The organism is Streptacidiphilus fuscans (assembly GCF_015690355.1).
Classification (GTDB): Bacteria; Actinomycetota; Actinomycetes; order Streptomycetales; family Streptomycetaceae; genus Streptacidiphilus; species Streptacidiphilus fuscans.
On the sequence record NZ_JADPRT010000003.1, the window covers coordinates 342,466 to 369,444 of the forward strand.

The 26,979-nt window shown below is 69.7% G+C and carries 24 protein-coding genes; 7 read left to right on the forward strand and 17 right to left on the reverse strand.

Features of this window, described 5'->3' with window-relative positions:
• The first annotated feature begins 185 nt into the window (after positions 1-185).
• On the forward strand, positions 186-1,658 hold the full coding sequence (locus tag I2501_RS08720) for a flotillin family protein (protein ID WP_196193288.1): 1,473 nt from the start codon (positions 186-188) through the stop codon (positions 1,656-1,658).
• A 110-nt stretch (positions 1,659-1,768) separates the two neighbouring features.
• Here the strand turns inward: I2501_RS08720 and I2501_RS08725 are convergent, their stop codons facing one another.
• On the reverse strand, positions 1,769-1,969 hold the full coding sequence (locus tag I2501_RS08725) for a DUF5326 family protein (RefSeq protein WP_196193289.1): 201 nt from the start codon (positions 1,967-1,969) through the stop codon (positions 1,769-1,771).
• 146 nt (positions 1,970-2,115) lie between these two features.
• A complete protein-coding gene (locus tag I2501_RS08730; protein ID WP_196193290.1) occupies positions 2,116-2,433 on the reverse strand; it encodes a cupin domain-containing protein in 318 nt (105 codons plus the stop codon).
• 122 nt (positions 2,434-2,555) lie between these two features.
• Here I2501_RS08730 and I2501_RS08735 point away from each other — a divergent pair, with 122 nt between their 5' ends.
• On the forward strand, positions 2,556-2,933 hold the full coding sequence (locus I2501_RS08735; protein WP_196193291.1) for a phage holin family protein: 378 nt from the start codon (positions 2,556-2,558) through the stop codon (positions 2,931-2,933).
• Positions 2,934-2,989: 56 nt separating this feature from the next.
• On the opposite strand, the gene I2501_RS08740 is transcribed toward I2501_RS08735, so the two are convergent.
• Complete coding sequence (locus I2501_RS08740) at positions 2,990-3,409, reverse strand: SsgA family sporulation/cell division regulator (RefSeq protein WP_196193632.1); 420 nt, start codon at positions 3,407-3,409, stop codon at positions 2,990-2,992.
• A gap of 96 nt (positions 3,410-3,505) precedes the next feature.
• Entirely contained in the window at positions 3,506-4,264 is a 759-nt protein-coding gene (locus tag I2501_RS08745; RefSeq protein WP_196193292.1) for an IclR family transcriptional regulator, read from the reverse strand.
• Between the two features lie 405 nt (positions 4,265-4,669).
• Here I2501_RS08745 and I2501_RS08750 point away from each other — a divergent pair, with 405 nt between their 5' ends.
• Positions 4,670-5,164 carry an NUDIX domain-containing protein gene (locus I2501_RS08750; protein ID WP_196193633.1) on the forward strand — a complete coding sequence of 165 codons (495 nt, stop codon included), beginning with the start codon at positions 4,670-4,672 and terminating at the stop codon, positions 5,162-5,164.
• 48 nt (positions 5,165-5,212) lie between these two features.
• On the opposite strand, the gene I2501_RS08755 is transcribed toward I2501_RS08750, so the two are convergent.
• From I2501_RS08755 to I2501_RS08785, 7 genes are all read right to left on the reverse strand, one after another.
• Positions 5,213-7,123, reverse strand: a complete 1,911-nt coding sequence (locus tag I2501_RS08755) for a globin domain-containing protein (protein WP_196193293.1) — start codon at positions 7,121-7,123, stop codon at positions 5,213-5,215.
• A gap of 172 nt (positions 7,124-7,295) precedes the next feature.
• Positions 7,296-7,652 carry a thioredoxin gene (gene trxA / locus I2501_RS08760; RefSeq protein WP_196193294.1) on the reverse strand — a complete coding sequence of 119 codons (357 nt, stop codon included), beginning with the start codon at positions 7,650-7,652 and terminating at the stop codon, positions 7,296-7,298.
• A gap of 106 nt (positions 7,653-7,758) precedes the next feature.
• Positions 7,759-8,160 (reverse strand): MerR family transcriptional regulator, encoded by a 402-nt coding sequence (locus tag I2501_RS08765; RefSeq protein WP_196193295.1) that lies wholly within the window; start codon positions 8,158-8,160, stop codon positions 7,759-7,761.
• A gap of 103 nt (positions 8,161-8,263) precedes the next feature.
• Positions 8,264-9,115: an MBL fold metallo-hydrolase gene (locus I2501_RS08770; protein ID WP_196193296.1), complete on the reverse strand. Its 852-nt coding sequence runs from the start codon at positions 9,113-9,115 to the stop codon at positions 8,264-8,266.
• 119 nt (positions 9,116-9,234) lie between these two features.
• Positions 9,235-10,692 (reverse strand): serine hydrolase domain-containing protein, encoded by a 1,458-nt coding sequence (locus I2501_RS08775; protein WP_196193297.1) that lies wholly within the window; start codon positions 10,690-10,692, stop codon positions 9,235-9,237.
• Positions 10,693-10,797: 105 nt separating this feature from the next.
• Positions 10,798-11,184, reverse strand: a complete 387-nt coding sequence (locus I2501_RS08780) for a GatB/YqeY domain-containing protein (protein ID WP_196193298.1) — start codon at positions 11,182-11,184, stop codon at positions 10,798-10,800.
• Between the two features lie 98 nt (positions 11,185-11,282).
• On the reverse strand, positions 11,283-15,518 hold the full coding sequence (locus I2501_RS08785) for a replicative DNA helicase (protein ID WP_328806276.1): 4,236 nt from the start codon (positions 15,516-15,518) through the stop codon (positions 11,283-11,285).
• A 318-nt stretch (positions 15,519-15,836) separates the two neighbouring features.
• On the opposite strand from I2501_RS08785, the gene I2501_RS08795 reads away from it, so the two are divergent.
• Positions 15,837-17,144: an MATE family efflux transporter gene (locus I2501_RS08795; protein WP_196193299.1), complete on the forward strand. Its 1,308-nt coding sequence runs from the start codon at positions 15,837-15,839 to the stop codon at positions 17,142-17,144.
• A 142-nt stretch (positions 17,145-17,286) separates the two neighbouring features.
• On the opposite strand, the gene rplI is transcribed toward I2501_RS08795, so the two are convergent.
• The 4 genes from rplI to rpsF all read right to left on the reverse strand — a co-directional run bounded on the left by rplI (position 17,287) and on the right by rpsF (position 19,062).
• A complete protein-coding gene (rplI, locus tag I2501_RS08800; RefSeq protein WP_196193300.1) occupies positions 17,287-17,733 on the reverse strand; it encodes a 50S ribosomal protein L9 in 447 nt (148 codons plus the stop codon).
• Between the two features lie 19 nt (positions 17,734-17,752).
• On the reverse strand, positions 17,753-17,989 hold the full coding sequence (gene rpsR, locus I2501_RS08805; protein ID WP_030254746.1) for a 30S ribosomal protein S18: 237 nt from the start codon (positions 17,987-17,989) through the stop codon (positions 17,753-17,755).
• A 76-nt stretch (positions 17,990-18,065) separates the two neighbouring features.
• The gene (locus I2501_RS08810) at positions 18,066-18,659 is read right to left on the reverse strand and encodes a single-stranded DNA-binding protein (protein WP_196193301.1); all 594 of its coding nucleotides are present in this window, start codon (positions 18,657-18,659) and stop codon (positions 18,066-18,068) included.
• A gap of 112 nt (positions 18,660-18,771) precedes the next feature.
• The gene (gene rpsF / locus I2501_RS08815; protein ID WP_196193302.1) at positions 18,772-19,062 is read right to left on the reverse strand and encodes a 30S ribosomal protein S6; all 291 of its coding nucleotides are present in this window, start codon (positions 19,060-19,062) and stop codon (positions 18,772-18,774) included.
• 308 nt (positions 19,063-19,370) lie between these two features.
• On the opposite strand from rpsF, the gene I2501_RS08820 reads away from it, so the two are divergent.
• The 3 genes from I2501_RS08820 (at position 19,371) to I2501_RS08830 (ending at position 22,086) form a co-directional block, all read left to right on the forward strand.
• A complete protein-coding gene (locus I2501_RS08820) occupies positions 19,371-19,691 on the forward strand; it encodes a hypothetical protein (protein ID WP_196193303.1) in 321 nt (106 codons plus the stop codon).
• 163 nt (positions 19,692-19,854) lie between these two features.
• The gene (locus tag I2501_RS08825) at positions 19,855-20,973 is read left to right on the forward strand and encodes a lipid II:glycine glycyltransferase FemX (protein ID WP_196193304.1); all 1,119 of its coding nucleotides are present in this window, start codon (positions 19,855-19,857) and stop codon (positions 20,971-20,973) included.
• 78 nt (positions 20,974-21,051) lie between these two features.
• On the forward strand, positions 21,052-22,086 hold the full coding sequence (locus I2501_RS08830; RefSeq protein ID WP_196193305.1) for an alanine racemase: 1,035 nt from the start codon (positions 21,052-21,054) through the stop codon (positions 22,084-22,086).
• Between the two features lie 103 nt (positions 22,087-22,189).
• Here I2501_RS08830 and I2501_RS08835 read toward each other — a convergent pair whose 3' ends face one another.
• Positions 22,190-23,833, reverse strand: a complete 1,644-nt coding sequence (locus I2501_RS08835; protein ID WP_196193306.1) for a glycosyltransferase family 87 protein — start codon at positions 23,831-23,833, stop codon at positions 22,190-22,192.
• A 153-nt stretch (positions 23,834-23,986) separates the two neighbouring features.
• Entirely contained in the window at positions 23,987-26,617 is a 2,631-nt protein-coding gene (locus I2501_RS08840; RefSeq protein WP_196193307.1) for a transglycosylase domain-containing protein, read from the reverse strand.
• Between the last annotated feature and the right edge of the window lie 362 nt (positions 26,618-26,979).

Here is a 26,979-nt window from a genome sequence, read left to right on the forward strand (position 1 = left end):
GACCGCCGACGGCGGCCCCCTGACCAGTCACAGCGTCAAATTCTCGTCAAGAGAAGCCCCCGCGCGTTAACACCGCGGCCGGAGGGTGCACACTCTCCGCCGGCCGCCATTAAAAGCCCGCGTTCCTCCTGCGCCACCAGTTCGACGCAGCCACGGGCCGGCGGCGCAGAAGGGGGCATGCGCCGATGTTCATCGGTGTTATCGCGGGGGGCATTGTTGTCGCCCTGCTGATCGTGATCGTGCTGTTCAAGCTCATGTGGCGGGTCGCCGAACCCAACGAGGCGCTGATCATCTCGGGTTCCAAGCACCGGACCGAGGGCCTCGACGAGGGGCTCGGTTTCCGGATCGTCACCGGGCGCGGAACCCTGGTCACCCCGGGCATCCAGGTGGTCCGCAAGCTCTACCTCGACCTCAACGAGGCCGACCTCGACGTCGAGTGCGTCACCAGCCAGGGCATCCCGGTCCGGGTCAAGGGCGTGGTGATCTTCAAGGTCGGCGACGACCACGTCTCCATCGCCAACGCGGCCCGCCGCTTCCTGGACCGCCAGGACCACATGGGCGACCGGGTGCACAACGTCTTCGCCGGTCATCTGCGGTCCATCGTCGGCGGGTTGACCGTCGAGGAGATGATCCGCGACCGCGAGCGGCTCACCGGCGAGACCCGCTCCGCGTCCGGTTCGGAGATGGAGAAGCTCGGCCTGATCATCGACTCGCTGCAGATCCAGGAGATCGACGACCCGACCGGCTACATCAAGAACCTGGCCGCCCCGCACGCCGCCGCGGTCCACCGCGACGCGCGCATCGCCCAGGCGGAGGCGGACCGCGCGGCCACCCAGGCCGAGCAGGAGGCCGCCGCCCGCAAGGCCGAGTCGACCCGTAACAGCGAGATCCTGCAGGCCGGTTACCGCGCGGAGATGGAGAAGGCCGCCGCCTCCGCACGCCAGGCCGGTCCGCTGGCCGAGGCCGCCGCCAAGCAGGAGGTCGTGGTCCAGGAGACCCGCGTCGCCGAGCTCGAAGCCCAGCGCCGCGAGCAGCAGCTGCAGATCGACGTGCGCAAGCCCGCCGACGCCGCCGCCTACCAGACCCGCACCATCGCCGAGGCCGATCGCGACGCCCGGATCTCCGCCGCACAGGCGCAGGCCAAGGAGACCGAGCTCCGTGCCGCCGCCGAGGCCACCCGGCTCAAGACGGCGGCCGGCGCCGAGGCCGAGTCCACCCGGGTCCGCGGTGAGGCGGACGCATCCGCGACCCGCGCCCGCGGCATCGCCGAGGCCGAGGCGGTGCAGGCCAAGGGCCTGGCCGACGCCGAGTCGGCCCGCGCCCTCGGTCTGGCCGAAGCGGAGGCCATCAAGGCCCGCGCCGCGGCCCTGGCCGAGAACCAGGAGGCGGTCGTGGCCCAGCAGTTGGCCGAGAAGTGGCCGGAGATCGTGCAGGCGGGCGCGTCCGCCTTCGGCAACGTCGAGCACATGGTGCTGCTCAACGGCGCCGAGGGCATGGGCGAGATGTTCGCCAAGGCGCTCACCATGGGCGGCACCGGACTGGGCCTGGCCCGCCAGTTGCTGTCCCAGATGAAGGGCGACGGCGAGGGCGACGGCAAGGGCGACGGCAAGGGCGGCAGCGAGCCGCCGACCGTCCCGCAGCAGATCACCGTCGAGTAGCAGATCGCCGTCGAGCAGCAGCTGACACCTGCCAAGCCGAAGGGCCGACCCGTCAGGGTCGGCCCTTCGTCACGTTTCTCTGGGACGTCAGCTCTCGGACGTCTCGGACGTCAGCTCTTGGACGCCTTCTTCACCAGGATGACCACCACGGCCGCCAGCGCCACCACCAGCAGCGCCTTGATGACGAAGGTCATCAGTCCGAAGACCAGGCCCACGATGGCGGAGAGCACCCACCAGGCCACGATGATCGCCAGAATCGGGACCACGATGTTGCGCACCCAGCTGGGGAGTGCCTTCCACAGTTCAGTCATGATGTCCGTCCTCCCCCTCGGGTGTCCTCGTTACGTCTCCGATCGTACGGGCGGATCGCCCGCTCCCGAAGGGTTCCTGCCCCTGAGAAGACCCGGATAAGACCCTGATCAGGCCGTCCCGCGCACCAGGGTCGGGACTCGGGGATTCAGCCCTCCGGAGGGGCGAAGACCACCAGAACCCGCAGGTCCTCACTGATGTGGTGGAAGCGGTGCGGCACCCCGGCCGGAACGTAGACGACGCTGCCACGCCCCACAGTCGTGGTCTCCTCACCCACCGTGATCGCACCCCGTCCGCTGACGATCACGTAGAGCTCGTCCTCACGGTGCGGATTCTGCGTGTCCAACTCGCCGGCACCCAGGGCGTACAGCCCGGCCGACATGTTGCGTTCCCGCAGGAACTGCAGGTAGGCGCCCTCGTTGGCGGCACGCTCGGCATCGAGCTCGTCCATCCGGAAGACCTTCATGGAGCCATGATGGCAGTCCGGTGATCGCCCCGTGTTCGCACGTGTCGACGCGTTCCAAGCTGTGACACCGACATGACCGTCCGGGACTACCGTCGCCCGCGACGGACTGCGACGATCGCACCATGATGAAGTTCGCTCTCAAGATCCTGATCAACGCGGCGGCCATCTGGGTGGCCGCCGCGCTCGTCACAGGCATTCACCTGACCGCGGCCGACTGGCAGCACCAGGCCTTGACCGTGGTCCTCGTGGCCCTCGTCTTCGGCGTGGTGAACTTCTTCATCAAGCCGCTGGTCAAGCTCTTCTCGTTCCCGCTGTTCATTCTCACCCTCGGCCTGATCACCTTCGTGATCAACGCGCTGATGCTCTGGCTGACCTCCTGGACCTCGGGCAAGCTCAACCTCGACTTCCACGTCGACGGCTTCGTCCCGGCCCTGCTCGGCTCGCTGATCATCAGCATCGTCGCCTGGGCGCTGCACCTGGTCGTCCGCGACGACGACTAGGACCGGCCGGCACCAAGACCGGCCGGCACCAGAACCGGCCGGCACCAGGACCAGCACTAGGACTGCCCGAGGATCAGCTCCAACTGACGATCCAGGTCTGCGGCCGTGTGCTCCTGACCCATCGGGAGCACACGGTCGGTGCGGCCGAGGAAGGCGATCAACGGAATCGCCGCGGAGAGCAGCACCGCCGTGCCGTCGGGGGAGTGCAGTTCGATGCGGACGTCCATGAAGTCCTCGTCCTCCCCCGGCACCGGCAGCACCCGGACGTCACCCTCGCCGGTCGGGCGGGTGATCCCGTCCAGCAGGAGTTCGCGACCGAAGACCCAGGTCACCGGCGGGTCGCCGGGCAGGTGGAAGGTGAGCCGGACCGCAAAGGGGTCGGCGGGGTCGTAGACGAGCTCGACATGGGTGTCGAAGGCGAGGTCCTCCGACACCACCAGACTCATCACCAGCTGGCCCTTGACCAGGCTCTGCATCTTCATTGCGGTACCTCTCGATCCCCGACGTCCGTACGGTACTGCGTATGGGAACCATGCTCTCTTCGTCCCCATTCGCTACCAAGGGCGAAGTTTTCAGATGGTGAACGACAGCCGGTCCATCACCGCCCCGACCCGCATGGCGAGCCGGTCGGCAGCTGCGGAGAGCCGATGCGCCTGAGCGACCGGCAGTGACAGACCGATGGTGCACAGCGCGGCGCCGACCATGATCGGTACGGCCGCGCAGACCACTCCTGGCAGGTATTCCTGCTGCTCCAGCACCGGACGCGCCGGATGGCGGGCGTCGAGTCTGCGCAGCAGGACGGTCGAGTCGGTCACCGTGCGCCGGGTCAACGACTGCGGACGGTGACGCGAGAGGTAGTCAAGGCGGCCCTCCCGATCGAGTTGGCCGAGAAGGCACTGCCCGACGGCGTGGGCGTTGCCGGTGACGCGAAAGTCGGCCCACTCCTCGACGGCCGGAACGCCCGGCGCCTCGGAGACGTCGACGACCTCGATCTCGCCGTCGCGGTAGGTGGCGAAGTAGGTGGCCGCGCCGAGTTCGTCGCGCAGCCGGTCCAGGGCGGACGCGATCGCGTCCCGTCCCTGGGAGACCTGGTGGTTGCGGCCGAGCGAGCCGACCGCCTCGCCGAGGACGTACTCGCCGTCGACGCGGCGCAGATAGCCCTCGTGGGTCAGCGTCCTGAGCAGGTGGTACGTGGTGGCAAGGGGGAGTCCGGCCTGACGGGCGAGCTGTTTGGCGGTCGCGCCGTCGCCCTGGAGGCCCACGGCCTCCAGCAGACGGAGCGCGCGCTGGACCGACCCGATCAAGGTCGGCGCGGCCTTCTCCGTCGCCATCGCTACCCCTCCAACCGCCGGACATATGCCATTTGGACGCAACTCCTCCACATAATGCCCTTCAGATCACAGTAATGTCTCGCACCCCAGACGGAGCACCACCCCCGCCAATCGGCGGGGGTGGAAATTTGACCAGGACTTAACCTGCGCACAACGGAAGCAGGTTCGGGTTTGGCTGGATGTCACCTGCGGCACACTCCAGTCGTGGTGGCACAGCACGCTGCAGGAGCAACGCGACACGCGGTACGACACGCCGAGCGACGCGGGGACCGGCCCGCGCAAACGCCCACGGAAGCGCCCGCGAATCCCCTCGCGGATTCGCTCGAGGCCGCGTCCTCCGAGCCGCACCGCCCGCCCGGCCAGGGCCGCGCGGAACGCTCGCCCGCCCGGCACGGCGTCCGCCCGGTGGTCAAGCGCACCGCCCGCGCGATCCTGCTGGACCAGGGGCCCGACGGCCTGGAGCTGGTCATGATCAAACGGACCAAGCCCGGCAAGCAGCCCTACTGGATCACCCCGGGCGGCGGGATGGAGCCGACCGACGCCTCCGTGGTCGCCGCCCTCCACCGTGAGCTCTCCGAGGAACTGGGCGGCAAGGCGCGGGACATCGTCCCCGCCTTCGTCGACACCGTCTCCCACACGCACCACGAGGACGGCCGCGAACTGCACCCGCACGGCGTGAAGATCCAGCACTTCTTCGTCTGCCGTCTGGCCTCGATGGACCTCTCGCGCCGGCACGGACCCGAGGTGGACGAGCCCAACGGCGAGTACGAGATTGTCCGGCTGCCCTTCACCCGCGAGGGCGTCACCTCCGTCAACGTGGTGCCGCCGTCGCTGCGGGCCTATCTGGCGGCCAACATCGAAGGCGTGACCGCCCTCCTCGCGGACGACCTCGGCGCCTGAGCGCCTGGTCGCCTGGTCACCCGATGACCCTGAGCGCCTGACGGAGGCTCAGGTGCCGGACCCGGCCTCGGCCCCGGACTCCGTCCCGGACGAGTCGAGGTCGTCGTGGATCCGCTCGGCCGGAACGCCCGCGCTGAGCAGCATCGCGCGCACCCGCCGGATCATCGCCGACGGCCCGCTGAGGCAGGCCTCGTACCCCTCCCACGGACCGAACCGGGCCAGCACCTCGGACACCATCCCGCGTTCCGGCTTCCCGTCGACAAGATCCGCAGGGTCAGCAGGACCAGCAGGGTCAGCGGCGTCCGCAGCCGCCGCTGCCGTGCCCGCCGGAAGCGCTCGCAGCGTGGCGGCCGAAGTCGACGCGGCTCCGGGGAAGTCGGCGAACTCGGGCTCCGACAACGACGTCCGCACCGTCAGCCACGGCAGCGCCCGGTCCAACTCCCGTAGCCCGGCGTCCGCGTAGCAGTCCTCGGCGCGGCGCGCGCCGTAGAAGACCTCGACGCGGCGGCGCGTCCCCGCCTTGGCCAGCTCCTCCACGATGGCGATGATCGCGCCGATCCCCGTGCCACCGCCGACCAGCAGCAGCGGCTCGGGCGCGGCGGGATCGACCACCATCGAGCCGCTCGGCGGACCCAGCCGCACCACGTCGCCCGGCTGCGCCCGGTGCACCAGCGCGTTGCTCACCCAGCCCGCCGGAACCGCCTTGACGTGGAAGCGCAGCAGCCCGTTCTCGCCCTCGGGAGCGGACGCCATGGAGAACCGACGCCACACCCGCGGCCACCACGGCACCTCGACGTCCGCGTACTGCCCGGCCTGGTACGGGTAGGGCTGGTCCGTGCTGAGCGTCACCACGGCCACGTCCCGGCCGACCCGCTCGACGGAGCGCACCTCCCCCTGCCACCAGGCCGGTGAACTCTGCGCCTCCCTGGCCGCCGCGGCCATCATCACCTGCGAGATCACCGCGAAGACCTTGGACCAGGCCCGCCCGGTCGCTGCGGTCCACTCCCGTCCGCAGTAACGTTCCAGCGCCGCCAGCAGCGCGGAGCAGACGGGTGCGTAGTGCTCGTCCCGCACCCCGTACTTGCGGTGGCTGCGGGCCAGCCCCTCCAGGTACTCGACCAGCTGCGGCGGATCGTCCGCCGCGCGACCGGCCTCCAGCAGCGCACGGAACAGCCGGTCGCGGTGCACGTCCATCGCGGCCGGGAAGAGCGCCCGCAACTCCGGACGCTCCAGGAAAAGCACGGCGTAGAAGTGCGCCGTGGCCCGGTCCGCGATCGGCTCGATCTGGCTGAGGCTCCGTCGGATCAGCACGATGTCCTGCGGTGTCGGCCCGACAGGCCCTCTCGGCATGACCCCCGCGCTGCCCGCCTGAGCGGCCGGGGTTCCGCTTCCAGCTGCGGTCCTGGCACCGGCCGAGGCTGCTGTCTCCGCCCCGCGTCCCACCGTGGACTGGCGCTGACGGGACGCCAGCGGCACGACCGCGACCACCGATCCGGGCAACGGCAGCGGAGGCGGCGGCAACGGGGCCGTCGAGATCCCGGACGGGACCGGCACCGGGGCAGGGACGATCGGCATCGGCGGTACCGGTTGCGCGGGAGCCACGGGCACTGTCCACGCCCGACTCCACGCATCGTCGGGCCCGGCCCAGTTCAGCGCGGGAGCATCGGTGAACATCGGACTGTAGTCCGGCCGTAGCGCCAAAGCCTGCCCAGGCCCGGACGCCTCCGCGTCCCGCGCGCCGTGGTCCTGCTGGTCCTGAAGCTGCGAGGCGGGCGCCTCGGACTCGCGTTCAGGAGCCGCCCCGGGCCCGGAGTCGGGCTCCTCGTGCGGACCCGACTCCGCTTCCTGCTCCAGGAGCGCCGGCTCCCGGAACAGCAGTTCGGAGACGTCCGCGGTCGGCGGGCGGGTCAGCTCCAGAGCCGCCGTGGACGGCCCGGGAGCGGCCTTGGCCGCGTCCACCCGCCTCTCCGCCCGGAGCTGTCGGCGAGGACGACCGTTTCGATTGAGAGCGCTTCCGATCGACACCTGGGGGTTCTCCCGTCGGATCCGTGCTGCTCTCCGCAGAGTGGCACGGGTGCACAGTTGATCCGACAAATAGCGGCAAGAAGGGGGCGCATCCGCCCCCTGCGCGCTACGCTGCCGCGCGCGCCCGCTCCAACGCCTCCGTCACCTCCTGTCCCAGGCGACGCTTGGGCCGCGCGCCCACCACGGTCCAGATGGGTTCGCCCTGCTGAAAGAGCATCATGGTCGGCATCGACAGCACCCCGTAGGCCGACTGCGTGCCGCCGTTCGCGTCGACGTCGATCGTCACCACCCGCAGCTCCTCGCGTCGCTCTTCGGCCAGCTGCGCCAGCACCGGCGCCATCATCCGGCACGGCGGGCACCACGCCGCCGTGAACTCCACCAGCACCGGCTTCTCGCTCGCCAGCACCTCGGCCGCGAAGTCCGCGTCGGTCACCTCGGCGACCAGCTCACTCGTCCCCGCCATCGGTCCACTCCCTCTCGCTCGTCCTCGTCGCCCATATCGGTAGAACGGCTGCACGGCTGCACGGCCTCGCGACTTCGTGGCTACCGGCCTCGCGGCCGTACCCGCCTCACTCCGCGTCGAGCTCGCACCGGGCCGGCGGCGGCTCGTCGGCCGTCACCGCGACCTCGGCACGGGCCAGCTGGGCCCCGACCTGGTCCCGCACCTCGCGCAGCCGCTCGATGCAGGAGTCCAACTCGGCCAGCTTGCGGCGGTAGACGTCGAGCGAAGCCGGGCAGGAGTCACCGCTCGGGTGCCCCGCACGCAGACACTCGACGAAGGGCCGGGTCTCCTCCAGCTCGAACCCGAAGTCCTGGAGCAGCCGGATCTGCCGCAGCAGCCGAAGGTCGTCCTCGTCGTAACTGCGGTAGCCGTTGCCGCCGCGTCGCGCGGTCAGCAGACCGCGCGTCTCGTAGTACCGCAGCGTCCGGGTCGTCGTTCCGGCCCGCCGCGCCAGCTCACCGATGCGCATGTCTTCGACGTTAGACCTTGCCCCTGACGTCAACGCCAGCACGCTGTCCCGAGCAGGTCGAGGCTCGATGTCCGAGGCCCGAGGGCCGACGCCCGGCGTCGACTCAGGCGCGCGAAGTGTTCGCCTGCGCACTCTGCCGCAGGATGGCCGGGAGGGTCAGCTCCGCGTACGTGGCGTTCATCGCCGCGACCAGCGCGTCGGCGTCGTCCGGGTGGGCGGCCAACTGCGTGTCGAACTCCCGCAGGTAGTCGCCGGTGAAGGCGAGCACCCGGCGGGCGTCGTCGTCCTGGCCGGGCGCACGGTGACCGGCGACCAGCCGCTCCGGGCCGAGGCCGCGCACCGTCTCCAGACCGGCGAGCCAGTCCGAGCGCTCCTCGGGCGTGGTGTCAGCGGTCCAGACATGGGTGCCGTTGAAGACCACGTCGCCCGCGATCACCGTCTTCGCCCCCGGGACATGGACGACGGTGGAGGCGTCGCAGTCGCCCTGACCGATGTCCAGCACGTGCACCTCCGCGCCGTCGACCCGGAGCGTGCCCGCCGGCAGCGGGCCGGGGACGATCGGCGCGGAGGTCACGTCGTCCCCGAAGACCTGCCGCCACTGGGCGACCTTGGCCAGCCCGGTCCGGGTGATCGCATCGATCACCACCGGGTCCGCGTAGACGGGCGTGCCCGGGAAGAGGCGGAGCACCTCCTCGGTGCCGAAGTAGTGCTCCGGATGCGGGTGGGTGATCACGATCGCGCTGAGCGACCGCGCCCGACCGGCGATCCATTCGGCCAGCTCACGGCCGGCGCTCCGGGTCAGCTGGGTGTCGACGAGCACGGCGTGCTCCGGACCGAGGATCAGCGAGGAGGTGGCGAAGTACGCCCCCTCGGGCCCGGTGAACACCTCGACCTCGACCTCGATCGCTCCTTGAACGCCGGCCGTGCCCTCGTTGCCGTCGGTGTCCTTCGCCATCGCCCAGCCTCTTCCAGCTCGTCCAGCCGGCTCGTCCCGGCTCACCGGCGTCCGGCACCTACCGCCGCGGACACAGGTCCATCGGCATCATGGCAAATTCCACCGGTTCGTCAGGGATTTCACCACTTCTCGGCGCGCCAGCCAGCCGGGTCGACCGCGCCGGGGGTGGGCCCGTCGAGGGGGTACGGCTCCCGGGTCAGCACGAAGGTGCCCATGTCCAGGTGGCTGATCCCGGCTTCCCGTCCCGCCTCGGCCGCCATGTCGGCGCTGCGCACCACGCGCATCGTCTCGCCGTGCCAGTAGCCGCCCGTCACCGTCCAGGTATCGCCGTCCCATGCCTCACCGTCGGCCGGACGCAGCAGCGAGACCCGCTCGCGCGGGGCTGCCAACTGGACCAGCTCCAGCTCGTTCTCGCCGACCAGGCGCAGCCCGCACGCGGTCGGTCCCCAGTACCAGGGGCCGGTCAGCGCCAGCACCGCCGGATCGCAGGAGCTCAGCGGGCGCCACGGCTCGGGGAAGTCCGGCTCCCGCTCGGCGACGATGCCGACCAGGTCGGCGGCGAGGTCGCTGACGCTGAAGTTCGCGGCCGAGGTGGTGTTGGTCAGCACCACCGCGCCCAACCGCTCCTCCGGAGCGATCCACAGCGCGGCCAGGAAGCCGGGCATGGAACCGGTGTGCCCAGCCAACGCCAGCGTGCCGGTGCGGTTCAGGGCCAGACCGAGGCCGTAACCGTCCTCGCCCGGGGCCTGCGGCTCGCGCATCTCGGCGAGCGTGGCCGCCGACAGCACCCGGTCGTCCCCCGCCGCAAGGAACCCTGCCCAGCGGAGCAAGTCGTCGACGGTGGACCAGAGTTGCCCGGCCGGAGCCATCCGCCCGGTCTGCTGCAACGGCTCGGCGAGGATCACGTCCGCCCACGGATGCACGGCCCAGCCACCCGCGTGCGGCGCCTCCGGGAGGGCCGAGGTCCGTCGCATCCCGAGAGGGCTCAGCACCTCGCGGTGCAGCACGGTGTACCAGTCGTCGCCCCGCAACCGCTCCACCAGCGCGCCCAGCAGGCCGAATCCGACGTTGGAGTAGTGGAACACCCGCCCGGACTCATGCCGAAGCGGCGGGTCCTGCAGCAGGTCCGCGAGCTCGGGACGCAGCGATCCGTCGGTCCGCTCCCACCACGGCCCCGGCGGCTCCGCCGACAACCCGGACGTGTGCGACAGCAACTGGCGAACGGTCAGCTCCCCGGCGCCCGGGCCGACGTCCGGCACGTGCTCACCGAGCCGGTCCGACAGGCGGAGCAAGCCCTCGTCCCGGAGGCGCAGCACCAGCACCGCCACAAAGGTCTTGGTGATCGAGCCGATCCGGAACTGCACGTCCGTGGTGGGCACATGGCCGTCGACCATGCTGCGCGCGCCCCACCAGAGCGGCTCCCCGTCCCGCAGCACGCCCGCGACGACGCCGGGCAGCCGCGCGTCGCGCTGGGCCACCGAGATCCGATGGGCAAGGGCACGCCGGGTCTCCGGCAGCAGGTCGGTGAAGTCGTCGTCACCGACGACATGGCGAGAGTGAGTCTTCGACGTGGGCATGCGCCGACGCTAACGCCCTGGGGGTGACCACCGGAAACGAATTGCCGCGACCGCGGACCAAGATCACCAACTGTCACACGCGTGACACTTGACGATCTTGATCCCTCAATCGCCGAACGCCACCAGCACATTGAGCTCGGCCCGCAACCGCTCGGCCTGCTCACCGCGCCCGGCCCGCTCACATGCCTCGACAGCGGCCTCCCGCTCGGCGACCTCGGCCCGCACGATCGCACGCACGTCCGCCTCCGTCAGCACCCGCCTGTCGACCTCCGCAGCGCCAACCCCGAGCGGGGTCGCCTCGATCGCCAACGACCCGGGCCGCTCACCCTCCGCCCGCCCGGGCTCGGGCCGCTCGACCGCCTCCGCGTTCTCGATCGCCCCCAACGTCGCCCGCAGCACAGACGCGGCCACCCGGTCCCGCCCCTTGAGCGCCACCGTCAGAGCATCCCGCAGCCGCTGCCGGATCGGCACCACGGTCTCGTTCGTCGTCATCCTGCGACGCTATCGCGCAGCCACGTCCACGAGCAGCGCATTTCCCCTTGCGCACCGAACTTGCCCAGGCGCGAACCACACAGGTCCGCGCGCGGCACTCAGCTCTGCGCCATGTCCACAAACCGCGAGTAGTGCCCCTGGAACGCCACCGTGATCGTGGCCGTCGGACCGTTACGGTGCTTGGCCACGATCAGGTCCGCCTCACCCGCACGTGGGGACTCCTTCTCGTACGCGTCCTCGCGGTGCAGCAGGATGACCATGTCCGCGTCCTGCTCAATGCTGTTGTGCAGGATGACCCCGTCCGCGATGAAGTTGTGCGTCCCGAGCACCGTCGCATCGAAGACGGGCTGTTCACCCAGCGACTCGATCTCGACGATCCGGTCCCAGGCCACATCGCTGGTGGCCAGCAGGTCCAGCTCGGCGTCCTGCAGGATGCTCGCCACCCGGGCAAGACGCTGCCTGCTCGGCGCTGACTTGTACAGCGAACTGCCGCAGTACGCCGTGCCCAACTGCTGCTGGAAGGCGCGCGTGGTGACAGATCGTTCCACCATGGCCTCACGCACACGGTCCCAGACCTGGACCGGAATGGTGTCCAGATTGGTGTTGGCGGCCACTGCGGCAAGCCGGTACAGGGCAGCCCCGACGCGCTCGCCGCGCGCGCCGTGCACCCCGACGTCGTGAAGGAAGAGGCGCTGGTCCGTCACGCCGGAGACGTCGACCGTCCACCCTGGCCGACCCTTGGTGTTGCCGACCGCCCTGAGTCGGGCCTGCACATCGACGCGGAGCAGCAACTGCTGCAGATCCCGCGCCAAACGCTCCGACGTGGTCGTGTAGTAGACACGCACCGCGCCGGAGTTGGAGACCGTGACCGACCCGTCCGTCGCCCACAGGTGGCGCAGGAACAGACGGATCTGCTCGTCGGGAAGCCCGAACACCTCCGCCGGAAGGAACTTCTCGTGCGCACGCTTGCCGTACAGACCGAACCGGTCCAGCCACGCCGCGATCGGATTGCGGCGACCGTGCGTCAGGTGGTGCGGGGACGGCAGGTAGACATGCGACCAGGTGCCCTGCGCAACGCGGCGCGGGGTGATGCCGAAGTGCGCGGCAGCCTGCTCCACGGCGGCCAGGTTGGCCGGATCCGCGCTGGTGTAGTGGATCGGCTGCCTGGGCGCTACGCACCCGTCACCCAGCAGGTGCGCCAGCATGACCACCTCGGCGTCGGCCCACGCCACGACCGATGACGGAGCGGGCATCTTGCGGGGCGTCGCCACACGGGTGTCCACGGCCAGCTCACCCAGTGGCTTCCACCCGTCATACGTGAGGAACGGGTGGTTGGCCGTCGCCTCCACCACCCGGCCCGAGGCGAGCCGCACCCGGAAGACCTCCTTGGTGCCGCTCGGGAACGCGTGCGTCAAGGTCCTCGGCACCAGGCACAGCCGCTCGTCCACCGACCACACCGGGATGTCCCGGGCACCGGTGGCCAGCAGCTCCCCGATGGTCACCTCGGCCCCGGTGTCGGCCCGCAGCAGCCGCGTGGACGCGGGAACACAGCCCGACTCACGCAGGTCGGAGACCATCGGCCGCTTGTCGGTGCGCTGCTCGGGACCACGGTTCAGCTGCGACAGCGCGATGACCGGCAGCTCCAGCTCCTTGGCCAGCAGCTTGAGGTTTCGGGACATCTCCGAGACCTCCTGCTGCCGGCTCTCGGCCCGCCGCGAGCCGCCGTTCTGCATCAGCTGGAGGTAGTCGATGACCACCAACCGCAGGTCGTTGCGCTGCTTGAGGCGACGGCACTTGGCCCGGATCTCCATCATCGACAGGTTCGGCGAATCGTCGATGTAGAGCGGCGAGTCGTTCAGGTCCTGCATCCGGCGCGCCAGACGCGTCCAGTCCTCGTCCGTCATGGCGCCCGTACGCATGTGGTGCAGCGCGACCCTCGCCTCCGCGGAGAGCAGACGCATGGCGATCTCGTTGCGCCCCATCTCCAGGGAGAAGAAGACGCTCGGGATCTTGTGCTTGATCGAGGCGGAACGCGCGAAGTCCAGCGCCAGCGTGGAGTTGTGGACGACGATGTCGTCCGCGACGAAGTTGTGCGTGCCGTCCACCGTGAGGTCGAAGACCTCTGCCTCACCCGCCGGGGTCACCGACTCGATCCGGTCCCACTGCACGTCGGACGTGGCGATGTCGGCGAGCGTCTGCGACTCCAACGCCTTTGCCAGCTCCAGCAACCGGTGACGGCTGAGCTGCTGGCCGACATGCCAGTTGTGGTTGCGCGGGCGTCCCGTCCTGGCGCTGATCTCGGCCCAACTGCGGTCGCCCTTCTCGGCCTTGATCAGCTCCCAGACCTCTCCGGGGATCAGGTCGAGGTTCGGCTGACCGACCCGCTCGCCACAGGCCGCCAGCACCTCCTCGACCTGCCGCTCCTTGGAGAAGATCCCGACCCGCGCGGCGAACGTGCGGATCTGGTCGATGTCATGGATCAGCACCTGGAACGCGGGCCGCCGCTCGCCCTGGTACGCCACGGTCCGCTCGACGACCTTCGCCACGATCCCGAGCCGCAGCAACAGGTGCGCGACATCGCGAGCGAGCCGCTCGCTGACCGAGCAGTACCCGATCTGGGGCTGGTTGCCTGGCTCGGAGACCGACGCCCAGCCGTCGGTCGCGTAGAGACGCGAGAGGAAGAGCGCGATCTGCGCCTCGGGGAGGCGAAAGATGTCGCCGGGGATGAACTTGGTGTGGCTGTTCGTCCCCATCAGCCCCCATGCCTTCAGCCGCAAGGTCAGCTGGTTGGCGCCCGGTACCGCGGAGGTGAAATTCACCCGGCACGGATGAACGTGGTCCTTCACCCCGCTGCGGGGGCAGTCGGCATCACTACAAGGCCGGTCGACGGACAGAACGGGCCGGACCAACAGCTCTCGTGCCCACGCGGAGGCGTCCTGTCGAATGGTCTCGGAACAGGCCGTCAGCTCCGGTGTGGCCCGACAGAGCGAACCGTCACCCAACAGATAACCCGTCAGGGCGATCAATGCACTGGGCAATTCGAGGGAAGGCTCTCCCGGAAGGGTGCGAGGAACGGCGATCCGGTCGCCAACACGCAGTTCCTCCAGCGGAACCCACCCTCGGAAGGTTCGGAACGGATGGTTGCCGGTGGCCGTCGTCTCTCGGCCGAGCTGGGTGCGGAGCCGGAACACCGGCCTGATGCCGTTGGGGATGTAGTCGGACGGCGTGACCGTCTGGAAGCGCCCGTTCTCACCAAGAGTGTGGATCTCGAGTCGCTCGCCCGCCCGCCCCCGTGCAACGAACTCGGCGATGCTGATCCGCTCGCCCGTCAGGGAGTTGACTACTTGACATGCACCCGCCAAACATTTACCCATGGCGGGCCTCGCCGCGACCACGATCATCTGGCCCGGGTGGAGTCCATTGGTCAGCGAGTCGAGGTCGGCGAAGCCGGTCGGGACGCCCGACATCTGGCCGCTGCGGGAGCCGATGGACTCGATCTCGTCGAGGGCGCCCTCCATGATGTCGCCGAGGGGGGCGTAGTCCTCGTTCGTGCGCTGCTCGGTGACCGCGTAGATCTCCGACTGGGCGCGGTTGACGATCTCGTCGACGTCGCCCTCCGCCGCGTAGCCCATGCCGGCGATGCGGGTGCCGGCCTCGACCAGGCGGCGGAGGACCGCGCGCTCGTGGACGATCTCGGCGTAGTACTCGGCGTTGGCGGCCGTCGGGACGGAGTTGACCAGGGTGTGCAGGTAGGACGGGCCGCCGACGCGGGTGATCTCGCCGCGCTTGACCAGCTCGCTGGCGACCGTGATCGGGTCGGCCGGCTCGCCGCGGGCGTAGAGGTCGAGGATGGCGCCGTGGATCAGCTCGTGGGCGGGGCGGTAGTAGTCGCCGGGCTTGAGGACCTCGACCACGTCGGCGATGGCGTCCTTGGAGAGCAGCATGCCGCCCAGAACGGACTGCTCGGCGGCGATGTCCTGCGGCGGGACGCGCTCGTAGGCGGCCTCGTCCGCGCTCCTGCCGGAGCCCGAGCCGGAACCAGCACCGGAACCGAAGGACGAGCCGCTGTCACGGCCGCCCCGCCCGTCACGGTCGCGGTCGCCGCCGCCACCGCCTGGCCCGTCGTCCCGTCGGCGCGAGAACGGCAGCCGGTCGCCCGCACCGCCGGAGCCCTGCGCGGCGGTCCCGGAGGGGGACGGGGACCAGTCGTCGTCCGGCGGCGGAGGCACGTCGTCAAAGCCTCCGTCGTCGTACGGTGCCCCGCTCATCGGTGCCGCCCTCCCGTGCCCGACCCACCGTGGGCCGAGCCTCCGAACCTTGCTGTAGCGCTCCATTCAACGGCACCGGTCTGACAATGGCCAAGACGGTTATCCACAGGGCATGTGGATGAAGGCGCATCAACTGTGGACAACTGCCCGGATCCTGTGCACGACGCGGGGGACAACCTGTGGACAACGCTGCCGACATCTGTTGCCACCCGCACTGACCTGCGATGATTATCCCCGCCGCCCGTGCAGGAGAAAAACTTCACAACACGCCCGAAGATCATGACAAACGGTGTACAGGTGGCTGCTCCACGCAGCGGAACCCTGCTCGCCGTAATGAGCAAAAGCACATTGAACCTATTACCTGTGGATGACTACGGTAGGACCATGCGACTGCGCCCCCACGACCGGGAGATCCTCACCCTCGCCGTCCCGGCCTTCGGCGCACTCATCGCCGAACCGCTCTTCCTGATGGCCGACTCCGCCATCGTCGGCCACCTCGGCACGGCCCAGCTGGCCGGTCTCGGGGTCTCCGCGGCACTGCTGGCCACGCTGGTCAACGTCTTCGTCTTCCTCGCCTACGCCACCACCTCGGCCGTGGCCCGGCGGATCGGCTCGGGTGACCGTCGGGCCGCCGTCCAGCAGGGCATCGACGGCATCTGGCTGGCGCTGTTGATCTCCGTCGTGGTGGTCGCCGCGGCCGTGCCGCTCGCCCGCCCGATCGTCGACCTGTTCGGCGCCTCCTCCAGCGCCGCGCCCTACGCCGTCGACTACCTGCGGGTCAGCAGCTTCGGCATCCCGGCCATGCTGATCGTGCTGGCCGCCACGGGCGTGCTGCGCGGCCTGCAGGACACCCGCACCCCGCTGGTCGTGGCCGTGGCCGGTTTCTCCGCCAACCTGCTGCTCAACCTGACCCTGGTCTACGGCGCGGGCCTGGGCATCCGGGGCTCGGCGCTCGGCACGGTCGTCGCCCAGTGGGGCATGGCCGCCGCCTACCTGACGGTGGTCCTGCGCGGCGCCCGCCGCACCGGCGCCAGCCTGACCCCGGACGTGTCCGGGATACGCGCCAGTGCCACCGCCGGAGTGCCGTTGCTGGTACGGACGTTGAGCCTGCGCGCGATCCTGCTGATCGCCACGGCGGTCGCCGCCCGGCTCGGCAACACCGCCATCGCCTCGCACCAGGTCGCCATGTCGCTGTGGAGCTTCCTGGCCTTCGCCCTGGACGCGATCGCCATCGCCGGGCAGGCCCTGATCGGCCGCTGCCTGGGCGCGGGCGACGTGGCGGGCGCGCGGGCGGCGACCCGGCGGATGGTGCAGTGGGGCGTCGGCACCGGCGCGGTGCTGGGCGCCCTGCTGATCGTCGCTCAGCCGCTCTACCTGCCGCTGTTCACCTCCGATCCGGGGGTGCAGCGGCAGTTGCTGCCGGTGCTCGTGGTGGCGGGGGTGATGCAGCCGGTCTGCGGCGTGGTGTTCGTGCTGGACGGCGTCCTGATGGGCGCGGGCGACGGCCCGTACCTGGCCTGGGCGATGCTGGCGACGCTGGCCCTGTACGCCCCGGTGGCGCTCGCTTTCGGCACGCGGGGGCTGGTCGGCCTCTGGGGCGCGATCGGCTTCGCCATGGTGGTCCGGATGGTCTCCATGGCCCTCCGCGCCCGCACCGGCGCCTGGCTGGTCACCGGAGCGGTCCGCGCCTGACGCGCGGGGCCGCTGACGCAAGAGCGCTGACCACAAGAGCGCCGGTGCAGGAGCGTCGGTGCGAAGACGCTGACGCAGGAGCGCATGCAAAAGGGGCGCGGGGTGGAAACCCCGCGCCCCTTTCAGCTCAATTGAGCAATCGTCAGGCGGCGACGACGTTGACGCTGATGGCAGCGGCAACCTCGGGGTGCAGCTTGACGGTGACCTGGTGGGCACCGGTGGTCTTGATCGGCGAGCCGATCTCGACGCGGCGCTTGTCGACCAGCGGGCCGTCGACGGCCTTGATGGCCTCGACGACGTCGCCCGGGGTCACCGAGCCGAACAGACGACCGGCGTCGCCCGCACGGACGGCCAGCTTGACGCTGAGCGCCTCCAGCTTGGCCTTGACCTCGTTGGCCTGCTCCAGAGTCTGGATCTCGTGGATCTTGCGGGCGCGACGGATCGCGTCCACGTCCTTCTGGCCACCCTTGGTCCAGCGGATGGCGAAGCCACGCGGGACCAGGTAGTTGCGGGCGTACCCGTCCTTGACCTCGACGATGTCGCCGGCGTTGCCGAGACCCGAGACCTCGTTGGTGAGGATGATCTTCATGATTCGGTCACCCTCCTATTCAGCGAGCGGTCGAGGTGTAGGGCAGCAGAGCGACCTCGCGGCTGTTCTTCACAGCCGTGGCCACGTCGCGCTGGTGCTGGGTGCAGTTGCCGGTGACCCGGCGGGCGCGGATCTTCCCACGGTCGGAGATGAACTTGCGAAGCAGGTTCGTGTCCTTGTAGTCGACGTAGGTGATCTTGTCCTTGCAGAAGACGCAAACCTTCTTCTTGGGCTTGCGCACGGGCGGCTTCGCCATCGTGTACTCCAGTGTTCGTGATCAAGTCGTGGTGCAGCGCGCCCGAGCATCGGGGCGCTGCGGTACTGAGCGCTGCTTAGAAAGGAGGCTCGTCCGAGAAGCCGCCGCCGGCCGGGGCACCCCAGCCGCCGCCGCTGCCACCCTGCTGACCGCCGCCCGCCGGGGCGCTGGACGCCCAGGGGTCGTCGGCCGGGCCGGACTGCGGGGCGCCTCCGCCCCAGCTGCCGCCGCCCTGCTGGCCACCGCCGCCGCCGTAATTACCGCCCTGCTGACCGCCGAAGCCGCCACCGCCGCCGCCACCGGAGCGCTGGGCCCGGGTGACCTTCGCGGTGGCCGAGCGCAGGCTCGGACCGACCTCGTCGACCTCGACCTCGAAGACGGTCCGCTTCTCGCCTTCCTTGGTCTCGTACGAGCGCTGACGCAGACGGCCCTGCACAATGACGCGCATGCCGCGCTGCAGCGACTCGGCCACGTTCTCCGCGGGCTGCCGCCAGACGTTGCACGTGAGGAAGAGGCTCTCGCCGTCCTTCCACTCGTTGGTCTGGCGGTCGAAGGTGCGGGGGGTCGACGCGATGCGGAACTTCGCGACGGCCGCACCCGACGGGGTGAACCGCAGCTCGGGGTCGTCGACAAGGTTGCCGACAAGGGTGATGACGGTCTCGCCTGCCATGTTCGACCTCTCGGAGAGTCGTGGGGGGGGATTACGGGTGGTGCGGTGCTACCGGAACGTGCCTCCGGGGCCCTTCAGAAAGCAGGTGCGGGCCCGTGGAAAGCAGTGATGCTCAGTGGGTGTCCGGGCGCAGGACCTTGGTGCGCAGCACCTGCTCGCTCAGGTTGAGCTGACGGTCCAGCTCCTTGACGACAGCAGGCTCAGCCTTGATGTCGAGCACGGAGTAGATGCCCTCGGACTGCTTCTTGATCTCGTACGCCAGGCGACGGCGTCCCCAGGTGTCGACCTTCTCCACCGAGCCGCCGCCGGTGCGGACGACGTTGGCGAAGGACTCGATCAGCGGGGAGACAGCGCGCTCTTCGACCGAAGGGTCGAGGATCACCATGACTTCGTAGTGACGCATTGTGGAACCCACCTCCTCTGGACTCATGCGGCCACGGTCTTTCCGTGGCAGGAGGGTCTTCAATACACGTCGGCAACAGTAGTGGCCGCCACTGACAACGCCGTCCCGTGACGGCGACAAAAACTGTGCCAGGGATGACAATGCCCGATACGACCACACCGGTGCAGACGGTCCAGCCTACAGGCACCCGATCGGGGGCTTGAAATCCACCCCCGTATCGCCGCAATCTGTACACATCGGGTATGGACCGCACTACTGTGCGTAGTCAAACCGCTCCCGAGCATGACCTCCCGAAGGAGGCTGGTCCCATGGCTCAGTCAACCGGCCAGCAGCAGCTCGCCCATCGGAACCCCCTGGCAACGCTGCTGAACACCGACGGCAAAGCGCATCCCCTGGAGAACACCCTCACCGCGGTGACCGCGGTCCTGGGCATCATCGCCATCGCCACCTGCGCCTTCCGGAGCCTGCACGTGCTGGCGTCCTGGGCCGGTCTGATCGGTGTGATCACGGCAGGTGTCGCGCAGTACAAGTCCGCGACCACGGCGGAGCGGTTCATCATCGTGGTCTTCGGCGGCGCGGCGGCGGTCGGCCTCGGTATCGGCCTGGCCCATGGCGGCCTCGTTCCCTGAGGGCGGACGACCGGCGGTTACCCGCCGGTCACGGAAACCGCCCGAGCCGACGGCGGGGACGCCACCCGCACCACCCGTCGGCGCCATGTCGGCTCTATGGGGTGCTCCGGCTGGGCAGTAGGCTGCGCACTTGACGCGATCCATGCCCGAGGAGCACCCCCACATGAGCCTGCGCCTGAGGACCATCAGCCGCGAGGAGCACCTGGCCTTCATCCGTAGCCTGCCCTCCGCGAGTCACATGCAGGTGCCCTCGTGGGCAGACGTCAAGGCGGAGTGGCGCAACGAGAGCATCGGCTGGTTCGACGACCGCGGTCAGATCGTCGGCGCGGGCCTGGTGCTCTACCGGCAGCTGCCCAAGGTCAAGCGGTACCTCGCCTACCTGCCCGAGGGCCCCGTCATCGACTGGTTCGACCCGAATCTCGAGGGCTGGCTGCGCCCGATGCTGGACCACCTGAAGGGCAAGGGCGCCTTCACGGTGAAGATGGGCCCGCCGGTGATCATCCGCCGCTGGCAGGCCGAGACCATCAAGAACGCCATCGCCGCGGGCGAGGCCAAGCGGCTGCGTGACGTCGAGGCGGACTGGTACGAGCCGCGCGCGATCGACACCGCGGACCGGCTGCGCCGGATGGGCTGGCAGCAGGGCGAGGACGGCGGGGCCGGCTTCGGCGACGTCCAGCCGCGCTACGTGTTCCAGGTGCCGCTGGCCAACCGCTCCCTGGACGACGTGCTCAAGGGCTTCAACCAGCTCTGGCGCCGCAACATCAAGAAGGCGGAGAAGTCCGGGGTCGAGATCGTCCAGGGCGGCTACGACGACCTGCCGGTCTTCCACCAGCTCTACCTGGAGACCGCCGAGCGCGACCAGTTCATCCCGCGCCCGCTGTCCTACTTCCAGCGCCAGTGGACCGCGCTGGCCGCCGAGGACCCCAACCGGATGCGCCTCTACCTGGCGTACCACGACGGGGACGCGCTGGCCGGGACCACCATGATCACGGTCGGGCAGCACGTCTGGTACTCCTACGGCGCCTCCACCGTGCACAAGCGCGAGGTGCAGCCGAACAACGCGATCCAGTGGCGGATGATGCGCGACGCGTACGCGCTCGGTGCGACGGTCTACGATCTGCGCGGCATCAGCGACACGCTCGACGAGTCGGACCACCTGTTCGGCCTGATCCGGTTCAAGGTGGGCACCGGCGGCCAGGCGGCGGAGTACCTGGGCGAGTGGGACTTCCCGCTCAACAAGCTGCTGCACAAGGCGCTCGACATGTACATGCAGCGTCGCTGACGCCCCGCACCCGCGGCAGCCGACGCCCACGCTCACCTCACGCTCGCTCGCTCGCAACGATCCCGGAAGGCCCCTCCCATGGCGCTCAGTCTCTACGTGGACACCCCTCGCTGGCGTGACCACCAGCGCAAGGTGCTGGGGGCCTTCCCCGGCCTGGTTCCGGTCGCCAAGGGCAACGGCTACGGCTTCCGCAACACGCGTCTGGCGGAGGAGGCCGCCCGGCTGGGCGCCGACATGCTGGCCGTCGGCACCGCCTACGAGGCGGCCGAGCTCAAGGACATGTTCGGCCGCGACATCATCGTGCTGACCCCCTACCGGATCGGCGAGGACCCGGTCCCGCTGCCGCACCGGGTGATCCGCACGGTCGGCACGGTCGAGGGCGTCCGCGCCCTGGTCGGCGGCCGGGTGATCGTGGAGTGCATGACCAGCATGCGCCGCCACGGCGTCGCGCCCGAGGACCTGGCCAAGCTCCGGATGGCAGTCGACGACGTGCGCCTCGAAGGCTTCGCGGTGCACCTGCCGATGGACCGCCCGGACGGCGTCGACCCGCTGGCCGAGACCGCGCGCTGGGTGGACCAGCTGCGCACCGCCGGGCTGCCGCTGCGAACCCTCTTCGTCAGCCACCTGAGCGCCTCGGAGATGGAGCAGCTCCAGGGCTGGTACCCGGAGGTCCGGTTCCGGGCGCGGATCGGCACCCAGCTCTGGCTGGGCGACCACGAGGCGATCGACTCCCGCGGCACGGTCATGGACGTCCACCGCCTGGCCAAGGGCGAGCGCTTCGGCTACCGCCAGCACCGGGTCTCCGGCGACGGACACCTGCTGGTGGTCGCGGGCGGCACCGCGCACGGCGTGGGCCTGGAGGCCCCGAAGAACATGAGCGGCCTCACCCCGCGCGCCAAGAACCTGGCCCGCGCGGGCCTGGCCACCCTGGGCCGCAACACCTCGCCCTTCAGCTGGAACGGCGCCAAGCTCGCCTTCGCCGAGCCCCCGCACATGCAGGTCTCGCTGCTCTGGGTCCCGGGCGAGGTCGCCCCGCCCGCGGTGGGCGAGGAGCTGAAGGCCACGCTGCGGCACACCACCACGCTCTTCGACCGGGTCGTCGACCGGCACTGAACCAACGAAGACGAAAACGGACCAAGATCGACAACTGTCACACGCGTGACATTTGGTGATCTTGGTCCGTTTTCGTTGTCGCGTCTCTCGGAGCCGCCAGAAGCTACGCCCCCGGATCGGCCGCCGTCCCCGCCGCGAAGCTGGTCGGTCCCGCCGGGCTCGTCGAGCGCCGCTCCACAGCGGCGGGCTGCACCTTGACGCCGCTCAGCGTGAAGACGTCGCCCGCGCCGTCCAGCACGCCGCCTGACGGGTCATCACTGCCGTCCGCCCGCACCGGGTCCCAGGACGGCAGCAGGATGTCGCGGACGATCATCACGCACATGAAGAGCGTCCCCATGATGTGGACCGCCACCGCAGCGTGGTACCAGTCCATCGGCAGGCCCTTCTGGACCGTGCTGGAGGTGTACGCGAGGTAGTACCAGATCCCGAGGAAGTAGAGCACCTCGCAGGACTGCCAGATCAGGAAGTCACGCCACCTCGGCCGGGCCAGCACCGCCAGCGGCACCAGCCAGAGCACGTACTGCGGCGAGTAGACCTTGTTGGTCAGCACGAACGCCGCGATCACCAGGAACGCCAGCTGCGCGAAGCGCGGACGCCGCTGCGCACCGAGCGCCAGCCAGGCGATGCCCAGACAGCAGAGCCCCAGCAGCACGGCCGTCAGCGCGTTGACCGTGCCAGTCGAGACGTTGAGCCAGCCGTTCTGCGACAGGATCAGCCAAAACGAGCCGAAGTCCACGCCACGGCTCTCACTGAACGTGTAGAAGGTGGCCCAGCCGCTGAAGTTGGCCACCATGAACGGGATGTCGACCACCAGCCAGGCCACCGCCGCGCCCGCGAAGGCCCGCCAGAACTCCTGCATCCGGCCCGCCCGCAGGCAGAGCAGCAGCAGCGGGCCGAGCAGGAACACCGGGTAGAGCTTGGCCGCCGTCGCCAGGCCCAGCAGCACGCCCGCCCAGACGGGATAGCGGCGTGACCAGAGCGCCATGCCGACCGCGGTCAGCGCCACGGCGAGCAGGTCCCAGTTGATCGTCGAGTCCAGGGCCAGCACCGGCGCCAACGCGAAGAGCAGCGCGTCCCAAGGACGCCGGCGGTGCGTGCGCGAGACAGCGACAACCGCGACGACCGCGCAGATCATCAGCATGCCCGCGTTGACCAGCCAGAACATCTGCTCGCGGTACATCTCCGCGCCCGTGCCCGGCGTCAGTGCCGCAGCGGCCCACATGAAGACGCCGGTCAGCACCGGGTACTCCAGGTACTGCATGCTCGGGTCGGTCGAGCCGGGGATCTTGTCGACGTAGGGGATGTTGCCGGGCAGGTTGAAGCCGCGCAGCGAGAACAGATGCGGAATGTCGCTGTAGCAGGCGTGGTCGTACTGCGCGGTGGCGCCGAAGAACCAGCCGCTGTCGTAGCACGGCACCTTCTGGATCATGCCGAGCGCGAAGATCACGATGGTGAGCACGGCCAGCATCCGCGCCGCCGACCACCAGCCCACGCCCAGCAGGGCGCGGCGTCCCGGCGGCCCACCGAACAGCTCGCTGCCCACCGCCGCGACCGGGTCCTCGTCGGCGGGCACCACCACGGTGTCCTCCGGCGGCGGGACCGGCAGGCGGGGCTGCGGGCGCCGGTGGGCGGCAGCGTCGTCCGCCACCTCCGAGGCGTGCGACGGGCCCTCGGGCGCGGGCGAGCCGGACGCGGCGTCCCCGACGGGGGCGTCGGCCTCGTCGGCCTGGTGGTCACTCGACGTCATACCGCTCATCCTGCCGCACGATCCTTTCCTCAGGTTGTGGACAACGCGCTGCGGCCCCGACCCGTAGGGGGGTCGGGGCCGCAGCGTACCTGCCTCAGCTGGGTCCGGGGGACGGCTCAGCCGTCCCGGCCGGAACCGGCCGGATCAGCTCCGTCAGCCGCCCGGAACGTTGTTGGTTCCGGCTGTCGCCGGTCCGGACGGGTTACCGCCGCCGTGATGGCGTCCCGTCGGAGACGGGTTGGTCGACGGGCCACCGCTCGGGCTGCTGGTGTTGCAGTTGCCGGAGAAGATGTCCGAGATCGAGCACCCGGTGTTGCTGGGAGAGGGCGACGAGGTGTCGCTCGGCTGGCCCGACGGGTTGGTCGACGCGGTGCTGCTTGCCGACGCGGTCGCGCTGGCCGTCGGAGTGGGCTGCGTGGTCGGCGACGGCGCCGGCATACCCGGCTCGTTGGAGCCCAGCTGGGTGAAGGGCTGCGGAGTCGGGAACTGCACGGTCGGGAGAGTGTTCAGTGCGGCCGACATGTAGTCGGTCCACACCTGCGTCGGCATGTCGGCGCCGAAGACCTTCGGGTAGCCACCGACGCCGGCCATCGACTCCAGCTGGCCCTTCACCGGGTCTTCCTTGTAGAGCACCACCGAGGTGGAGAGCTGCGGCGTGTAGCCGATGAACCAGGCCGACTTGTAGTCGTCGGTGGTACCCGTCTTACCGGCTGCCGGACGGCCAAGGGCCTGCGCATTGGTACCGGTGCCCTTCTGGACCACGGACTGGAGGACGTTGGTGACGGTGTTGGCGACCTGCTGGGACATGGCGTACTTCGCCGTCTCCGCAGGCAGCCAACTCTCCGTAGTCCCTTCGTACGTCACCTGCTTGACCGAGACCGGCTCGTGCTCCATGCCCTGGTCGGCGAAGGTCGCGTAGGCGTCGGCCATGCGGATAGCGCTGGGAGTTGACGTGCCGATGTAGAAACCGGCGGTGTCGGTCTGCAGCGAGGACTCGTTCAGCCCGACGCCGAGGGCCATCTTCTCGACATTGCTGTACCCGACGTCCTCGCCCAGCTGCACGTACGGCGTGTTGATGGAGTTCTCCATCGCGTACCGGAGCGTCTGGTAACCCGGCATGGCTGTGCTGTCGTTGGCCTGGTGCAGCAGGCCGTCCGGCTCGGGACAGGCCGAGGTACCGGAGTTGTCCTGAATAAAGCTGCCGTCCTGCCTGTGGATCTTCAGGCAGTCGTCGGCGTTGTACTTGCTGTCCGGCGTGATCGGATTCGCCGTTCCGTTGGGCGTCTGGACCGCGCCGTTCGTCATCGCCGCCGCGAGGTCGATCGGCTTGAAGGTCGAACCGACCGGGACACCAAGGGTGTTGGCGTTGTCGACATAGTAGCCCTTGTCCATGCCCACGCCGCCGTAGATCGCCTTGAGCTCACCGTTCGCCGGGTTGACGGAGGCAGCGCCCACCTGGACGTTCTGGTCGGCAGTACGCACCTTCGGGTTAATGTGCTGCGACTCCATCTTCTGCACGGAAGACGAGAGCGCGTCGACATCGGCCTTGTTGAAGGTGGTGTAGATCTTGTAACCGCCTCGCGCCAGCAGAGCATCGGTCAGCTGACCGCTCGAGTGCGACTCGGCGTAGGTGGTCGCCAGGTCGACCAGGTAACCCACCTGGCCGGTCAGACCGGGGTTGTGCTTCCACTTCTGCGGGCTCGGGAAGCCCTTGGCCAGAGCCTCCTGCTCGTCGGCCTGGGTCATCCAGTTGTTGACGACCATGCGGCTGAGCACGTACTGCCAACGTCCGGTCGCAATGGACAGCGCCGTCTTGTCCGTGTCCACGTTCTGGAAGGTGGACGGCTGGTTGACCGTCGCAGCGATGAAGGCACCCTCACTGAGGGTCAGCTGGTTGGCGTGGACGCCGTAGTAGGCCTCCGCCGCAGCCTCGATGCCGTAGGCGCCGCGTCCGTAGTAGTTGGTGTTGAGGTAGCCCTCGAGCACCTGGTCCTTGGACATGCCGCCGTTCCCGATCTTTATCGAGATCAGGATTTCCTTGAGCTTGCGGGACGCGGTCTGCTGGCTGTTGAGGTAGACGTTCTTGACGTACTGCTGGGTGATCGTCGAACCCGACTGGACGCTGCCACCCGTCGCCATGTTGCGCACGGCGCGCAGGATGGACATCGGGTCGACACCGCTGTTGGTCTCGAACGTCTCGTCCTCGGCGGCCATGAAGTCGTGCTGGATGTCCTGCGGGACGTCCGCCAGCGACACGTTCTGCCGGTTGTAACCGGTGGTCGCCATGACGGTCTTGCCGTCGTCCCAGTAGTAGACGTTGCCCTGCAGCTGGCTGGCCGCGTTCGCGGAGGGAATGCTCACCGACGCGTACGCGTAGCCGACCACGCCGGTCAGACCACCGAAGATCACCAGGAAGGTGCTGAGCACCAGCTTCCACGAGGGCAGCCAGCGGCGGACGCCGCTCTTGCCCCAGCGCGGATAGTCGATGAGCCGCTTGGGCTTCGGCCCGCTCGGCGGCTGCTTGCCGGCGCCGCGGGAGCCGCGACCCGGTCCTGCGCTGCCTCCGCCCCCGCCCTTGCCCTGCGCGGCACGGCGCATCTCGGCACGGGTCATCCGCGGCTGGGCCGCGGTCTGCCCGGGCGCGCCGCCCGGCTGCGGACGGGCCGTGGTCCGGCGCGGCGGCAGGCCGCCGCTGGCGTTGGACCCGACCGAGCCGCGACCGGCAGACGTGGGACCGTCGGGGCGGCGACCGTTCTGCGGCGGTTTGCGCCGATGTTCGCTCATGCTGCTTCCAGCTGCTCCTCGGACTGCAGGCGGTACTGCCTGAAGGCGGTGATCCTGATCCCCCAAGGCGCAAGCCGAAGAGACCAGACTGCGCCGTGGACGGGGACGCCACAGGGGCATCCCTGGTTCCCGTCGGTCCCGGCGGCTTTCTGCATAGGCGACAGAGTACGCAGCCCGGGAAGGCCCCTAACCGGGCGTCAACTGTCAATTCGGGCAAAACGGCTGCAGATCCTTATCAAAGGGCGGCCAAACTCGCGTGCACACCGGCCTTTGGGCACACCGCCACCACAGGTCGCTTATGCGCAACTGACAACTGTGAGCGCCACCACCGAGCCGCCTCTTGCCCGAGGCACGGCCGCGGC

What these genes read in the sequence shown, in the direction of transcription:
- I2501_RS08720 (WP_196193288.1), top strand. Translation starts at nt 186, where the DNA reads ATGTTCATCGGTGTTATCGCGGGGGGCATTGTTGTCGCCCTGCTGATC.
- I2501_RS08725 (WP_196193289.1), bottom strand. Translation starts at nt 1,969, where the DNA reads ATGACTGAACTGTGGAAGGCACTCCCCAGCTGGGTGCGCAACATCGTG.
- I2501_RS08730 (WP_196193290.1), bottom strand. Translation starts at nt 2,433, where the DNA reads ATGAAGGTCTTCCGGATGGACGAGCTCGATGCCGAGCGTGCCGCCAAC.
- I2501_RS08735 (WP_196193291.1), top strand. Translation starts at nt 2,556, where the DNA reads ATGATGAAGTTCGCTCTCAAGATCCTGATCAACGCGGCGGCCATCTGG.
- I2501_RS08740 (WP_196193632.1), bottom strand. Translation starts at nt 3,409, where the DNA reads ATGCAGAGCCTGGTCAAGGGCCAGCTGGTGATGAGTCTGGTGGTGTCG.
- I2501_RS08745 (WP_196193292.1), bottom strand. Translation starts at nt 4,264, where the DNA reads ATGGCGACGGAGAAGGCCGCGCCGACCTTGATCGGGTCGGTCCAGCGC.
- trxA (WP_196193294.1), bottom strand. Translation starts at nt 7,652, where the DNA reads ATGGCGGGGACGAGTGAGCTGGTCGCCGAGGTGACCGACGCGGACTTC.
- I2501_RS08765 (WP_196193295.1), bottom strand. Translation starts at nt 8,160, where the DNA reads ATGCGCATCGGTGAGCTGGCGCGGCGGGCCGGAACGACGACCCGGACG.
- I2501_RS08770 (WP_196193296.1), bottom strand. Translation starts at nt 9,115, where the DNA reads ATGGCGAAGGACACCGACGGCAACGAGGGCACGGCCGGCGTTCAAGGA.
- I2501_RS08775 (WP_196193297.1), bottom strand. Translation starts at nt 10,692, where the DNA reads ATGCCCACGTCGAAGACTCACTCTCGCCATGTCGTCGGTGACGACGAC.
- I2501_RS08780 (WP_196193298.1), bottom strand. Translation starts at nt 11,184, where the DNA reads ATGACGACGAACGAGACCGTGGTGCCGATCCGGCAGCGGCTGCGGGAT.
- I2501_RS08785 (WP_328806276.1), bottom strand. Translation starts at nt 15,518, where the DNA reads ATGGAGCGCTACAGCAAGGTTCGGAGGCTCGGCCCACGGTGGGTCGGG.
- I2501_RS08795 (WP_196193299.1), top strand. Translation starts at nt 15,837, where the DNA reads ATGCGACTGCGCCCCCACGACCGGGAGATCCTCACCCTCGCCGTCCCG.
- rplI (WP_196193300.1), bottom strand. Translation starts at nt 17,733, where the DNA reads ATGAAGATCATCCTCACCAACGAGGTCTCGGGTCTCGGCAACGCCGGC.
- rpsR (WP_030254746.1), bottom strand. Translation starts at nt 17,989, where the DNA reads ATGGCGAAGCCGCCCGTGCGCAAGCCCAAGAAGAAGGTTTGCGTCTTC.
- I2501_RS08810 (WP_196193301.1), bottom strand. Translation starts at nt 18,659, where the DNA reads ATGGCAGGCGAGACCGTCATCACCCTTGTCGGCAACCTTGTCGACGAC.
- rpsF (WP_196193302.1), bottom strand. Translation starts at nt 19,062, where the DNA reads ATGCGTCACTACGAAGTCATGGTGATCCTCGACCCTTCGGTCGAAGAG.
- I2501_RS08820 (WP_196193303.1), top strand. Translation starts at nt 19,371, where the DNA reads ATGGCTCAGTCAACCGGCCAGCAGCAGCTCGCCCATCGGAACCCCCTG.
- I2501_RS08825 (WP_196193304.1), top strand. Translation starts at nt 19,855, where the DNA reads ATGAGCCTGCGCCTGAGGACCATCAGCCGCGAGGAGCACCTGGCCTTC.
- I2501_RS08830 (WP_196193305.1), top strand. Translation starts at nt 21,052, where the DNA reads ATGGCGCTCAGTCTCTACGTGGACACCCCTCGCTGGCGTGACCACCAG.
- I2501_RS08835 (WP_196193306.1), bottom strand. Translation starts at nt 23,833, where the DNA reads ATGACGTCGAGTGACCACCAGGCCGACGAGGCCGACGCCCCCGTCGGG.
- I2501_RS08840 (WP_196193307.1), bottom strand. Translation starts at nt 26,617, where the DNA reads ATGAGCGAACATCGGCGCAAACCGCCGCAGAACGGTCGCCGCCCCGAC.